Source organism: Ruegeria sp. AG6 (assembly GCF_056541565.1).
Window position 1 is genome coordinate 20,909 of the sequence record NZ_JBQFYQ010000013.1, and the last position, 12,999, is coordinate 33,907.

General features: G+C 60.1%; 12 protein-coding genes. 4 read left to right on the forward strand and 8 right to left on the reverse strand.

Annotated features, from left to right (window positions below; translation table 11 throughout):
• Positions 1-490: 490 nt before the first annotated feature.
• The gene (locus tag ACR0I0_RS18695) at positions 491-1,489 is read left to right on the forward strand and encodes a LacI family DNA-binding transcriptional regulator (protein WP_480492503.1); all 999 of its coding nucleotides are present in this window, start codon (positions 491-493) and stop codon (positions 1,487-1,489) included.
• Here the strand turns inward: ACR0I0_RS18695 and ACR0I0_RS18700 are convergent, their stop codons facing one another.
• Both ACR0I0_RS18700 and ACR0I0_RS18705 read right to left on the reverse strand, forming a co-directional pair.
• On the reverse strand, positions 1,490-2,623 hold the full coding sequence (locus ACR0I0_RS18700) for a Gfo/Idh/MocA family protein (RefSeq protein ID WP_480492504.1): 1,134 nt from the start codon (positions 2,621-2,623) through the stop codon (positions 1,490-1,492). It lies immediately after the preceding gene.
• A 38-nt stretch (positions 2,624-2,661) separates the two neighbouring features.
• Positions 2,662-3,765 (reverse strand): Gfo/Idh/MocA family protein, encoded by a 1,104-nt coding sequence (locus ACR0I0_RS18705; RefSeq protein WP_480486640.1) that lies wholly within the window; start codon positions 3,763-3,765, stop codon positions 2,662-2,664.
• Between the two features lie 123 nt (positions 3,766-3,888).
• Here ACR0I0_RS18705 and iolC point away from each other — a divergent pair, with 123 nt between their 5' ends.
• From iolC to ACR0I0_RS18720, 3 genes are read left to right on the forward strand one after another with little or no spacing between them, the layout of a single operon-like run.
• Entirely contained in the window at positions 3,889-4,857 is a 969-nt protein-coding gene (gene iolC / locus ACR0I0_RS18710) for a 5-dehydro-2-deoxygluconokinase (protein ID WP_480492505.1), read from the forward strand.
• Positions 4,858-4,866: 9 nt separating this feature from the next.
• A complete protein-coding gene (locus ACR0I0_RS18715) occupies positions 4,867-5,703 on the forward strand; it encodes a 5-deoxy-glucuronate isomerase (RefSeq protein ID WP_171638014.1) in 837 nt (278 codons plus the stop codon).
• The gene (locus tag ACR0I0_RS18720; protein ID WP_171638016.1) at positions 5,700-6,539 is read left to right on the forward strand and encodes a class II fructose-bisphosphate aldolase; all 840 of its coding nucleotides are present in this window, start codon (positions 5,700-5,702) and stop codon (positions 6,537-6,539) included. Before ACR0I0_RS18715 ends, ACR0I0_RS18720 begins: the two co-directional genes overlap by 4 nt.
• Positions 6,540-6,542: 3 nt before the next feature.
• Here the strand turns inward: ACR0I0_RS18720 and ACR0I0_RS18725 are convergent, their stop codons facing one another.
• The 6 genes from ACR0I0_RS18725 to iolD are packed head-to-tail and all read right to left on the reverse strand — an operon-like array spanning position 6,543 to position 12,919.
• The gene (locus ACR0I0_RS18725) at positions 6,543-7,322 is read right to left on the reverse strand and encodes a TIM barrel protein (protein ID WP_480492506.1); all 780 of its coding nucleotides are present in this window, start codon (positions 7,320-7,322) and stop codon (positions 6,543-6,545) included.
• Between the two features lie 26 nt (positions 7,323-7,348).
• Positions 7,349-8,107, reverse strand: coding sequence for an SDR family NAD(P)-dependent oxidoreductase (locus ACR0I0_RS18730; RefSeq protein ID WP_171638020.1), 759 nt, complete (start codon positions 8,105-8,107; stop codon positions 7,349-7,351).
• Positions 8,104-8,910 carry a 5-deoxy-glucuronate isomerase gene (gene iolB, locus ACR0I0_RS18735; protein WP_480492507.1) on the reverse strand — a complete coding sequence of 269 codons (807 nt, stop codon included), beginning with the start codon at positions 8,908-8,910 and terminating at the stop codon, positions 8,104-8,106. The genes ACR0I0_RS18730 and iolB overlap by 4 nt, the downstream gene beginning before the upstream one ends.
• Positions 8,911-8,958: 48 nt before the next feature.
• Positions 8,959-10,140, reverse strand: a complete 1,182-nt coding sequence (locus ACR0I0_RS18740; RefSeq protein WP_480492508.1) for a phytanoyl-CoA dioxygenase family protein — start codon at positions 10,138-10,140, stop codon at positions 8,959-8,961.
• A 50-nt stretch (positions 10,141-10,190) separates the two neighbouring features.
• On the reverse strand, positions 10,191-11,090 hold the full coding sequence (gene iolE, locus ACR0I0_RS18745; protein WP_171725071.1) for a myo-inosose-2 dehydratase: 900 nt from the start codon (positions 11,088-11,090) through the stop codon (positions 10,191-10,193).
• Positions 11,087-12,919 carry a 3D-(3,5/4)-trihydroxycyclohexane-1,2-dione acylhydrolase (decyclizing) gene (iolD, locus tag ACR0I0_RS18750; protein WP_480492509.1) on the reverse strand — a complete coding sequence of 611 codons (1,833 nt, stop codon included), beginning with the start codon at positions 12,917-12,919 and terminating at the stop codon, positions 11,087-11,089. Before iolD ends, iolE begins: the two co-directional genes overlap by 4 nt.
• Positions 12,920-12,999: the final 80 nt, after the last annotated feature.

Below are 12,999 nucleotides of genomic sequence, written 5' to 3' on the forward strand. Positions count from 1 at the left end.
TGTGTGTTCACCAAGGGATGGCAAGAGTTTTTGCCACGGTCATGGAGCCAATGCCAAGGGTTGAAAAAGCTATTGCCCCACCGCCCTTTTGGCAACGCATGTGCCGTCACGCATGCCTGTTGTGGCTCGGTCGGACGTGACTTTGAATACGGCAAGAAAGGATATGCCCTTGAACCGTTCCGCAGTTTATGCAACTTCAAATCGCTGACAACGCCAGGCATTTCTGAGAAATCGTGCGCTTGGCGGTAATGCAAGACGGCGTCTTGGTGCATCTGCGGATTGGAAAATGCGCTTCGGTTATGCCGAAGATGTCAGGAGTTCGAGTGTCTCATCACCCACCTTTTTGCCTCCAAAGTTTCGACATGCAAACACGGTTGAATCGTCGCGGCAGAGTTGCAACCGGTTGCAAGTTCAGGTCGATGATGCATAATGCTCGGGCAATGCCAGACTTATCTGTTTTCCTGCCTCGCTGTAATCGGAGTCCCGCAGCGTGAGCGTGACCCTGAAAGACGTGGCCGCCTTGGCCGGTGTATCGCGATCTGCGGTGTCGCGCACCTTTACCGAAGGTGCCTCGGTTTCCGCAAAAACGCGCAGCAAGGTTGAAAAGGCCGCGCGAGAGCTGGGCTACAGCCCCAATGCTCTGGCTTCGTCGCTGACGACCGGGCGCACCAAACTGATCGGGTTGATTTCGAACAACTTTCACAACCCGATCTTTCTGGAAGTCTTCGACCAGTTTACACGCGCCTTACAGGAACGCGGCCTGCGCCCGCTGATCGTGAACCTGACGGACGAGACCGAGCCCGCCAATTCCGTACGCATGCTGCGGCAATATTCGGTGGATGCGGTGATCGTCGCCTCGTCGACCTTGCCGCCCAGCTTTGCCAAAGCGTTCCACGATGCGGGCGTGCCGGTGGTGCACACGTTCGGCCGGTCTGCCACCTCGCCCGAGGTGCATGTGGTCGGGATCGACAATGTGGAATGCGGCCGCATGGCCGCGCGCGAGCTGGTCGCGCGGGGTTATGCCAGCGTGGGCTATCTGGGCGGGCCGCAGGATGCGACCTCGTCCCTGGACCGGCAGCGGGGCTTTTTCGAGGAAATGGCCAACCATCCGCAGATTCCCGTCAACCACTCCTTCGCCGGAGCTTATTCCTTCGAGGCCGGCCGGGCCGAGATGCTGCGCCTGCTGGCGGGTGATCCTGCGCAGGCCTATTTCTGCGGCGACGACATCCTGTCGATCGGGGCGCTGTCGGCGCTGGCCGATCACGGGCTGAAACCGGGCACCGATATCGGGATCATCGGCCTGAACGACATGGAGATGTCGCGCTGGGAATATATCAACCTGACGACTATCCATCAGCCGATCAAGCAGATCATCACCTCGTCGGTCGATCTGGTGGAAGAGATGCTGAAGGCGCCCGATCGCTACCCCGAGGCACGGATTTTCCCCTGCCGGGTGGTCGAGCGGGGCACGTTGCGGCCCCGCCTCTGATCAGCGGAACATCGGCGGGCGGGCGTCCTGCCAGGCACCATCTGCTTTGCCCGACGCAACAGCCGCGTGCACCGCTGCGATCGATCGCACGCCATCCGCTGCGGTGGGCAGGCCATCCCGGCTTTCACCGCGGATCGCATCCGCCAGATCGCAATAGATATTGGCTACAGCCAGCGGGAAGCCTTCGGGGTGCGCGATGGCGACCCGAGACAGGCGCTGCACTTCATCATGAAGACCCCCCTCGCCCTTTTCGATGATCTGGGTGCGCCCTCCTACCGGGGTGTAGATCAACTGGTTGGGTTGCTCTGACGCCCAGCGCAACCCGCCGGTTTCGCCAAAGACCTGAATGTCAAAGCCATGCTGGCGCCCGATCGCCACAGAAGATGTCCAAAGACGCCCGACTGTGCCGCTTTCCATCCGGAAGTTGATCATTGCATCGTCTTCCAGTTCCCGGCTTGCGATCGTTGAGGCCATATCAGCCGAAAGCGTCTTCACCTCATCATCGCAGATAAAACTGGCCATATGCAGGGCGTGGATACCGCAATCGGCGAACTGCCCGGAAACCCCTGCCATCACAGGGTCATAGCGCCAGCGCACGCGCGGATTGTCCGCATCGGTGGCATCCCCATGATGGCCGTGGCTGAAATTGGTCACCACAAGACGCACCTGTCCGATTTCGCCTGAGCGCACCATAGCGCGGGCCTGCCGCACCATCGGATAGGCGGAATAGCAGTAGTTCACCGCGCAGATCTTTCCCGATGCTTCGGCGACGCGGACTATTTCCTCACCCTCTTCTACAGTCATGGTCATCGGTTTTTCACACAAGACATTGAAGCCCGCCTCAAGATAGGCCTTGGCGATCTCGAAATGCGTCGAATTCGGAGTGGCGATTGTCACCAGATCGATCCGGTCTTCACGGTCCTTCTCACCGGCCAGCATCTCTTGCCAGTCGCCATAGGCGCGATCAGCGGCAACACCCAATCGCTGCGCGTATTCCCGGCCCGCTTCGGGCCGGTGATCCAGCGCGCCTGCGGCAAATTCAAACAGCCCGTCAGCCTGTGCCCCCAAGCGGTGCGCGGGGCCAATCTGGCTGCCTTCACCACCACCGATCATGCCCCATCTCAACTTAGCCATGGTCATCGTCTCTCATTAGAACTTTTTTGTTTGAGCGATCAGAAATCGCGGATGTCTTTCCACTGCCGCTGCTCGGACGATGCCAAGGCGGCGGCAAGCACCCGGTTGACCTCATGCCCGTCGCGAAAGGTGGGCCAAGTGGCCTTTCCGGTGTGGACGGCCTGAAGAAAGTCTTTGGCCTCGATAATGATCTGGTCCTGATAGCCTGTTCCGTGGCCCGGACCCTGGCAGAAGGGCTCGTAATCCGGATGCGCCGGTCCGGTCAGGATTTTTGTGAACCCACGGGACGCTTCGGGTCCTTCCCGCTTGTAGAGCCACAGCGCGTTCTGGTCTTCCTGATCGAACCGGATGGCGCCCTTTGTTCCCGATATTTCATAAGCATAGCCCATTTTCCGCCCCGTCGCGACGCGGCTGAAATACAGGTTGCCCATAACCCCGTTTTCAAAACGGCACATCATCTGGGCATGATCATCATTTGTCACTTCACCACCCGGTCGGGTTTTGTGAACCGTTTCAACATCCGCCATCACACGCGCGATCGGTCCAACCAGCGCCAATGCACCGTTGACCATATGCGGTGCCAGATCTCCGATGGTGCCATTGGCCATGCCCGTCGTACGCCAGGAGGCAGAAGCGTGCGGGTCGGCATAGAAATCCTCGGTATGCTCGCCCCGGAACCAGGTGATATCCCCGATTTCACCATTTGCAATAAGCTGGCGTGCGTATTGCGTCGCAGGCGTACGAACATAGTTGAACCCCACCATGTTGACCGCGCCCGACGCTTCGGCAGCAGCAACCATGGCCAGACTGTCCTCAAGCGATGCGCCCAATGGTTTTTCACACAAGACCGGTTTACCCAGTGCAAAAGCTGCTTCGGCAATCTGACGATGTGTCGATTGAGGCGAGGCGATGACGATTGCCTGAACCTTGGGATCCTCAACCAATACCCGCCAATCATCGGTCGCTCGGTCAAAACCGTAGGCCGTCCTATAACGTTGGGCGCTTTCGGGGCTGGAGGCACAGATGACCTCGAGCCGGGGTCTCAATGCCGTGTTGAACACCGCGCCGACCGCTGACATGGCCACGGAATGGGCCTTGCCCATATAGCCGCCACCGACGATTCCAATTCCGATTTCAGGCATCTGCAACGGCTCCGAACATATCATTTGCAACCGGTTGCAAAATCAGTATCGTGTGAATCGATTCAACGCAAGGTCCAAACTTTGCCGACCCATTCTGCCGGAGGACAAAACTTGAGCGTTTTGATGGATGGTATCAAAGGAAACCGTTTCGCCGTTCTGGGGCGTGCGGGTATGGACCTTTACGCAGACCCAATTGGTGTCAAAAGCGAGGATGCCAGCACGTTTCATGCCGACCTTGGTGGTTCTTCTGCCAACATTTGTGCCGGGCTGGTCAAGTTGGGCAGCGAGGCGTCGCTGATCACGTCCGTCTCGAACGATGCGATTGGGCGGTTCTGCCTCAACCGGTTGCGGCATTACGGGGTGGACACATCCTATATCCGCATTCTGGGCGGCGAATACCGCATGTCTTTGGCCGTGTACGAAAGCCGGATCGAGGACTTTCAGAATGTGATCTATCGCAACGGGGCCGTTGATTTCCAAGTCACGAAAGAGGATATGGACAGGGTCGATTATTCATCTTTCTCGGCAATCATCTCGGCTGGAACGGTCTTTGCGTCCGAACCGTCGCGCAGCGCCACATTCCGGGCCTTCGAGAACGCCCGAAGCGCAGGCCTGCCGATCATCTTCGACATCGATTACCGCCCATACAGCTGGCCCTCGGCCGAGGTGGCTGCCGAAGTTCTGTCGCGGGCTGGCGAAGCCAGCAACCTGATCGTCGGCAATGACGAAGAGTTCGGATTCATGGCCGGCGGCATCGAAAAGGGTTTTGCCAAAGCGCAGGAACTTGCCCAAAAACCGGGTCGGATCGTCATCTACAAGATGGGCGAAAAAGGTGCTGTCACCTTCGTGGACGGGCAAGAGCTGCGAACCGGTATTTACCCGGTTACGGCTGTCAAACCCAACGGGGCTGGCGACAGTTTCATGGCCGGGCTTCTGGCCTCGATCGCGGCGGGGCACGATCTGAAAGACGCCGTCATGCGCGGTTCGGCCTGCGCGTCGATCGTGGTGTCGCATCCCGGTTGCGCACCCGCCATGCCAACGACACCAGAACTGGACGCGTTCCTCGCTTCGCATCCCGGCCCGACCACATAGGAGAGTACCATGCATATCGCGCCCTATGACAATCGGAACAAACCCATCGTAGACGCCGATGATCCGACCGTTCCGCTGAACTATTTCAACATCGTCAAACTGAACATAGGTGAAGCGTTCGAATACCAGGTGCCGGGCTACGAGACCTGCATCGTGCCCGCCACCGGCAGCGTCGACGTGGACGTCGAAGGCGTGCGCTTTGCCCATCTGGGTAATCGGGGCGAGGATGTCTGGGATGGCGAACCCGAGGGAGCCTATGTCCCGTCGGGAGCACGGGCGCAGATGGTCTGCGTGTCAGAGGCTGCCGAGGTGTTCGTGGCAGGCGCAAAGTATGACAAGGTGCTGGATCCGTTCGACGTGCGCGAGCACGACCTGGTGCAATACGGCAGCGACGACACCAAGACCCACCGCAAAATCAAGCACATCCTCGGCCAGAAACAGCATGACAAGGTCGGTCGCCTATTGGTGAGCGAGCTGTTCACCGTCGGTCAGGGCGGCTGGTCGGGCTTTCCCAGCCACAAGCACGACACCAACCGCCTGCCGGACGAGACCCGGCATGACGAAACCTACAATTTCCGCTTCAAACCCAACTGGGGCTCGGGCCTACAGATGCTGCAACGCGAGGACAACGAGCCGGGCGATGCCTATCACATCGTCGATGGCTCCACGATCTGCATCGACAAGGGCTATCACCCGTGCTGCGTGCTGCCGGGATACGAGATGTATTACTTCACCATCCTCGGCGGGCTGACCCAGCGGTCGCTGGTACAGTATTTCCAACCCACCCATGCCTATCAGATCGAAACGATCCCGGGCATCAAAGACATGATCGCCAAATTCAAATGACCCTCGCTACGCTCAAAGACGTCCTGCAACCCGCCTACGAACAGGGCTATGCCATCGGCGGCCTGGTGACGCTGGGCTGGGAGGACATGCGCGCCTATGTCGCCGCCGCCGAGGCCGAGAACGCCCCGGTGATCCTGCAAGCCGGACCCAGCTGCCGCGAGCACACCCCGCTGCCGATCCTGGGCAAGATGTTCCGGTATCTGGCCGAAAACGCCTCGGTGCCCGTGGTGGCGCATCTGGACCACGGCTATACCTTCGAGGACTGCAAGATCGCGCTGGACAGCGGGTTCACCTCGCTGATGTTCGACGGGTCGCGCAAGCCCTTGCAGCAGAACATCGATGAAACCGCCGCGATTGCCGAAATGGCCCATGCCGCCGGGATCTCGTGCGAGGGCGAGATCGGCTTCGTCGGCTATTCCGGCGGTGAAGGTTCCAACGGCACGGATCCCGAGGAAGCCGCAAAGTTTGCCCGCGACAGCGGCGTGGACGCGATGGCAATCTCGGTCGGAAACGTCCACCTTCAGCAAAAAAAGGAAGGTGGTCTGGACGAAAACCGCATACGCCAGATCGACTCCATGACCGACGTTCCACTGGTCATCCATGGCGGATCGGGTGTGCCGGTCGAACAGCGCGCGCGGCTGGCGCGTGAAACCGCGATCTGCAAATTCAACATCGGGACCGAGCTGCGCATGGCCTTCGGCACCGCCCTGCGCGAGGCCGTAAACCGCGACCCCGACCGGTTCGACCGGGTAACGATCCTGAAGGAAACGCACGACTCGGTTGAGGCTGCTGCCCGCACGGTGATCCGCGCCTTTGGTGCGCCACCGCAGCGGTAACGCTCAGAGCGTGAATGCCGACCGGAAGGCGTTTAGCGCGTCTTCCGGGTCGCCTGCGGCGAAGGCTTCCATCCCGACCGGGCCGCGATAGCCCAATTCGTTCAACGCACGCGCCACGGCGGCATAGTTGATCTCACCGGTTCCGGGCTCGCACCGACCGGGATTGTCGGCCACCTGCACCTCTCCGATCCAGGGCAGGCATTTTTCACACCATCGGATCAGATCCCCCTCGCCGATCTGGGTATGGTAGAGGTCGAGATTGATCCGCAACTGCGGACGATCAACCGACGAAACCAAGGAAAGCACGTCCGCCGTTGACCCGAACGGACAGCCTGGATGGTCCAGCAGGTTCAGGTTTTCAAGCGTGAACACCACATCTTCGGCCTGGGCCAGATCACAGATCCGGTTCAGGGTGTCCCTGGCCTTGAGCCACATCGGCCCTGTGACCTCGTCATGTTGCCAGATCGGTATGCCACCATCACCCAACCCGGTGCCGTGCAGATTCAGACGCGCAACGCCCAGACGCTTGCCGACCTGAATTGTTTCGGCCGCCGAGGCCAGCAGCATCTCGGCCCCGTCATCGTCGGCCAGCCGCCCCTGAAGATAGCCGTTCATGATGGTGAAGCTGGCGCCGGTTGCGACCAGTCTGGGAATATCGAGCTCCGGCCAGTTCCACAGCCCAACACCGAACCCCATCTCGGCCAGCCGGGCGGCGCGCCAATCCATCGGCCTGTCCAGCCACAGCATCTCGGCACAGGCCGCAAGTAGAAACGGTTGAGGCATTGATTTCTCTTTCGGTATGGAAAGACTTAGATCGACCCGCCTTCGACCATGAAGTTCCCGGCACTGCACATGGCCGCATCGTTCGACGCCAGAAACAGCACCATCCGCGCCACATAGACCGGGTCGATCGGGTCGGGCAGGCACTGACGGTCGATCTGCTTGGCCAGAGCCTCGGGGGTGACCCACAGATCTTTCTGGCGCTGGGTCATGATCCAGCCGGGCACGACCGTGTTGACGCGGATACGGTGATCGCCCAGCTCGCGCGCCATGGTGCGGGTCAGTCCATGCACAGCGGATTTGGCGGTGGCATAGGCAGGGAAACCCGCCCCGGCCTCCCACCACGAATTCGAGCCGATATTGATGATCGAACCTGCACCCCTGGCGATCATTCCGGGTGCCACCGACTGAATGGCAAAGAACATGTGGCGGATATTTGTCGCCATGCGCTCATCCCAGTAGTCAGGCGTGACGTCGCGCCAGTCGTGCCGGTCATCCCGGGCCGCGTTGTTCACCAGAACACCCGCCTCGCCCAGCTCTTCAACCAATTGCCCTATTGCGGCGTTCATCTCGTCAATGTCGCGAAGATCGCATTGGGCGAATGCATGCTCTCCGTCCAGTTCGGAAAGCAAAGCAAGCCCGGCATCGGCGTTGAGGTCCAAAAACCCAACCTTTGCCCCCTGTTCGGCAAAGGCCCGAACGGTTTCCGCGCCAATTCCGCCGGCGCCGCCGGTGATGAAAACAGTCTTCCCTGCGAGGCTTGGGTAATTGGCAAAAGTTTGGCTCATCCGTCACGCTCCATGATCCATTCGACCTCGGGGGCCGGCACGAACCGCCATTTCCGCAGCGGTCCGGCCATGACGTTCAGATAATACATCTCGAACCCATAGGGCGCACCGCAAGGGTGATGGCCACGCGGGACAGTCACAACGTCGCCATCGGATACCGCCATCGTCTCATCCAACTGGCCGTCATCGGTGTAAACCCGCTGGATCCCAAATCCGTTCGACGGGTTCAGGCGGTGGTAGTAGGTCTCTTCCAGATAGGTGATGTGGGGATAGTCATCTTCGTCGTGGCGGTGGCTGGGATAGGACGACCAGTGGCCGTTCGGCGTGAACACCTCGGTCACCAGCAGGCTGTCGGCGTAATCCTCGGCCTCCATCGCGATGTTGTTAATATAGCGTGTGTTTGCACCCTTTCCACGTTCAGTCAGGGTTATCCCGTCCGGACCGATCCGCCGGGCCTCGTGGCCGCCCTTGCCCGGGGCTGAACACACGGCGATCACACAATCGGTTTCGGCCACGGCCTCCCATTCGGTTCCGTTCGGCAGATAAAGGCAATGAGGCGGGGTCTTTTCAAAGACGTTCATCCGCTCGCCCAACACGCCCCAGTCCTGACCTGCCCCGGTGATCCGCGCCTTGCCTTCGACCATCACAAGGATGACTTCGCGATCCGCAGTCCCTTCGTTTGCGCGATCCCCGGCCTTTAGCTGATAAAGCCCAAAGCCCACGTATTTCCATCCAGCGCTTGACGGAGTGATGTCATGTACCTTGCCGCGGGTTCCGATCGGTTTCTTCAGCAGGTCTGCCATTCTTGATCTCCTTCTTGGGCGGCCCCCGAGTGCCCGCCTGTGTTGTATTCAGGCAGCTTGCCTTTGGTTCCGGGCCGATAGGGACTGGGCCAGCTGCGCCTGAGTCCATCTTTCCGCAACCGCGCGACGCAGAATATCCGCTTGGCTTTCCGGCGCATTGCCCCCGACCGGGGGGTCCGTGTCCAGATTGGTCGGGAAGGGATAGCCCTCAGCCGTGGCCGCAATTGCAGCCTCCACCTGCGCTGTGTCCAGCGCCCCGCGCTGTTTTAAGGCGATCAGTGACGGGAACACCGCCACGGACATCGCCCGCCGATCCACCGACTCCATCGCGCGCCCGAAGGCAGATGAGATTTGCAGCAGGTTTGCCATGCGATTGATGTTGGCGCTGCTGTTCGCGCCCGCCGAATGGAACAACGCCGGATTGAAGAACACCGCGTCACCCTTTTCCAATGGCAACTGGATACAGCTGTCTTCGAAATGCGCCCGGTGTGCTTCATCGTGGAACGCCAGATAGCCCGGCGGGTAGAGCTGCGAGAACGGTAACAACTTGGTCGGCCCGCTTTCCACCGGCATGTCACAATGCGCAACCGCCCCTTGCAGGGTCAGCGAGGCCGTCACCAGATGAGCCTGTGCCGGATAACTGGCCGCGCTTTCGGCGCTTTGAAACCCAAGGTGATAATCCCGATGCGCCTGTTGCGCCTTGCCACCGGGGCGCACCTGATTGATCTGAGCGGTCACCTGATAGTTCGGGCCAAGCCATGCCTCGCAAGCCGCTGCAATGGCCACATTCCCGAAATAAAGCGCAAAGCCCTCGGGGTCGCGCAGGCATTGCTTTTGCAGCGCGTTCCACACCCGGTCATTCGCGCCCGAGGCCGCGAAGTGGTCACCTTCTCCGGCCCCGCCCTGACGTTCTTCCTCGATCATCTGATGGAACACAGCGGTCGCCCGGTCGATCACGGACGTATCCGCAAATGCGCCTTTTAGAACGATCACACCCGCAGATTTGTCCAGCACATACGCCCATTCCGCCAGCAGCGCTTTTCTTTGATCAGCCTTCTCCAACGCCGGGCGCAGCGCATGCATATCATAGATCGGAACGTTCTTTTGCACCGATGCGGCATGAGGCACCGCACCGGTTGTCAGGTTTTGCGAGGTCAACACTTTGAATTCGTCCAGATCACAGGATTCCCGGTCGAAATAGCCGACATATCCAAGGTCCTGTTGTACCATGACGCGCTCCTCTCTGATGGCTTCGGTGTTGCCCCGTTTGGGGTGGTGATCTATGGGGTGATCTTCAGCCCGGCCTTGCCGCAGACCTCGACGATGTGGTCATAGCCCATTTTCGAGTACTCGTAGGGCGGCGCCTTGGCCGGGTCCTGCTCTGCCTCGACCACGATCCAGCCGCTGTAATCCATTGCTTTCAGTGCATTGGCCACGGCCTGAAAGTCGATGCAACCATCGCCCGGCACGGTGAACGCGCCCGCGATCACCGCATCCAAAAAACTGCGATTGTTCTCACGCGTGACCTGTACGATTTCAGGGCGGATATCCTTGAAATGCACGTGATGCACCCGGTCGCCCCAACGGTTCAGCGTGGCCATCACATCGCCGCCGCCAAACAGCAGATGGCCGGTATCGAAACACAGGCTCAATTCGGGGCCTGACCCCTCCATCAGCCAGTTCACCTCATCTTCGCTTTCGATGATCGTGCCCATGTGATGGTGATAGGCCATCGGCATGCCCTGATCTGCCATCCATTTGGCAAGCTCGGTCAGCTTCCCCGCATAGGCCAGAACCTCGTCCCGCGACAGTTTGGGGCGATCATTGACAGGTGTTCCAATCTGTCCCTGGACGGTATTGGAGCATTCGGCATAAACGATGCACGGGCTGTTCAGCGCAACGAATTGTTCGACCTGTTCGCGCACGACGGCGATCTCGGAGTGCAGGTCGTTAACCAGCGTGCTGCCCGAGCACCACCCCCCACACAGCGCGATGTCATTTGCGTCCAGATAGGCCCGCAACCCTTCGGTGTCGGCGGGCATCCTCTGGCCGCGTTCGACACCTGTATAGCCGATCTCGCGCGCTTCTTTCAGCGCCTGCTCCATCGTGTAAGCTGCGGTCAGGTCCGGCAGGTCGTCATTCTGCCAGGCAATCGGAGAGATACCGATCTTCACGCTCATTTCGTGTTTCTTTCCTTGATGGCGACTTCATAGGCCGCGCGTTTTTCATTCACTTCGGGGCGGGTGCTGACCTCGGGCACCGCCACTTCCCACCAGGTTCCGCCATATTCGGTCGATGGGTAGGGATCGGTGTCGATCACCACGACATAGGGGCCTTTGACCTCATCGCGTTTGGCCAGCGCGTCTTCGAGCTCGGCAATTGAACTGACCTTGACCGAAGTCGCCCCCATCGCTGCCGCATGGGCGGCAAAATCGATGGCTGATTTTGTCTCGTGCACAGTGTGGTCGAGAAGGTTGTTGAACTCGGCCCCGCCTGTCCCCATTTGCAGACGGTTGATGCACCCAAACCCGCGGTTGTCCGTGACGACAACAGTGAACGAAATCCCCATCATCGCCGCCGTCGCCATTTCCGAGTTGGCCATCATATAAGTGCCGTCACCGGTAAAGCAGATCACGTCGCGGTCGGGCTGGGCCATCTTGATGCCCATGGCACCGGCGATCTCATACCCCATGCAGCTGAAACCATATTCCATGTGATAGGCTCCGGGGCGTGGTGCCTTCCAAAGCTTGTGCAGCTCACCCGGCATCGTTCCGGCAGCGCACATCGCAACAGTGTTTTCCTTGGCGGCCCGCTGCACGGCGCCGATCACCTGCATATCCGTGGGAAGTGCATTGCTGTCCGCAGGGGCATCCGTCAGCGCATCAACTTTGCCGAACCAATCAGATTTCAATGCCGCGGGCAGATCCGGCGCGCGATGGCCGCCCAGCGCTTCACTGAGTTCATCCAGACCAACCCGAGCGTCGGCCTGCAACGGCATCGCTCCGTGCTTCTCGGCGTCATAGGCGGCGGTGTTCAGGCTGATCAATTCCCGCTCGGGGTTCGCAAACAACCCCCATGACCCGGTGGTGAAGTCCTGAAACCGGGTGCCGACGCCCAGCACAAGATCCGCCCTTGCGCAGATGTCGTTGGCAGGTTCGCCCCCGGTCACACCAACAGGACCAAGGTTGAGCGGATGATCCCAGGCCAATGCGGACTTGCCGGCCTGTGTCTCGGCCACGGGGATATTGTGTGCCTCGGCAAAACGCTGCAACGTGGCGGTTGCGTCCGAATAATGCACACCTCCGCCGGCAACGATAACGGGGCGCTTGGCGGCCTTGATCGCGGCAACGGCGCGCGCCAGTTCCCCCTCATCCGGGCGAATGCGGCGCTGATACCAGACGCGCGGCTCAAAGAAGCTTTCAGGATAGTCATATGCTTCGGCCTGCACATCCTGACAAAAGGCCAGCGTCGCCGGGCCGCAATCCGCCGGGTCCGTCATCGTGCGGAAAGCGCGCGGCAGAGCCGTCAGCAGATGTTCCGGGCGGGTGATGCGGTCGAAATACCGGCTGACCGGTCTGAAACAATCATTCGCACTGATGGTTCCATCCGAGAACACTTCGGGTTGCTGCAAAACCGGATCGGGGCCACGCGTCGCAAATACATCGCCGGGCAGCAACAAAACAGGCAGACGGTTCACGTGGGCCAGAGCAGCGGCCGTGACCATGTTGGTGGCCCCCGGTCCGATCGACGATGTCACCGCCATGGCGCGTTGCCGACCCAACTGCTTGGCATAAGCAATAGCGCTGTGTGCCATGGTCTGTTCGTTGTGACCGCGATAGGTGGGAAGACTGTCTTTCACCCCATGCAGCGCCTCGCCCAGACCGGCCACGTTGCCATGGCCGAAGATCGCCCACACACCTGCGATGAACGGCTCTCCGGCCTCGTTCATCTGCGCGCCCAGATAGCGCACCAGAGCCTGCGCCGCGGTCAATCGGACTGTTTTGCTCATCATGATCCCTTTCAACTCGGAGCCGCCATCGGCGGTCCGCGGGTTTTCTCATTTGCGAAGGTGTCAGGCCTTTTGCCAGA

What these genes read in the sequence shown, in the direction of transcription:
- ACR0I0_RS18700 (WP_480492504.1), bottom strand. Translation starts at nt 2,623, where the DNA reads ATGGCTAAGTTGAGATGGGGCATGATCGGTGGTGGTGAAGGCAGCCAG.
- ACR0I0_RS18705 (WP_480486640.1), bottom strand. Translation starts at nt 3,765, where the DNA reads ATGCCTGAAATCGGAATTGGAATCGTCGGTGGCGGCTATATGGGCAAG.
- iolC (WP_480492505.1), top strand. Translation starts at nt 3,889, where the DNA reads ATGGATGGTATCAAAGGAAACCGTTTCGCCGTTCTGGGGCGTGCGGGT.
- ACR0I0_RS18715 (WP_171638014.1), top strand. Translation starts at nt 4,867, where the DNA reads ATGCATATCGCGCCCTATGACAATCGGAACAAACCCATCGTAGACGCC.
- ACR0I0_RS18720 (WP_171638016.1), top strand. Translation starts at nt 5,700, where the DNA reads ATGACCCTCGCTACGCTCAAAGACGTCCTGCAACCCGCCTACGAACAG.
- ACR0I0_RS18725 (WP_480492506.1), bottom strand. Translation starts at nt 7,322, where the DNA reads ATGCCTCAACCGTTTCTACTTGCGGCCTGTGCCGAGATGCTGTGGCTG.
- ACR0I0_RS18730 (WP_171638020.1), bottom strand. Translation starts at nt 8,107, where the DNA reads ATGAGCCAAACTTTTGCCAATTACCCAAGCCTCGCAGGGAAGACTGTT.
- iolB (WP_480492507.1), bottom strand. Translation starts at nt 8,910, where the DNA reads ATGGCAGACCTGCTGAAGAAACCGATCGGAACCCGCGGCAAGGTACAT.
- ACR0I0_RS18740 (WP_480492508.1), bottom strand. Translation starts at nt 10,140, where the DNA reads ATGGTACAACAGGACCTTGGATATGTCGGCTATTTCGACCGGGAATCC.
- iolE (WP_171725071.1), bottom strand. Translation starts at nt 11,090, where the DNA reads ATGAGCGTGAAGATCGGTATCTCTCCGATTGCCTGGCAGAATGACGAC.
- iolD (WP_480492509.1), bottom strand. Translation starts at nt 12,919, where the DNA reads ATGAGCAAAACAGTCCGATTGACCGCGGCGCAGGCTCTGGTGCGCTAT.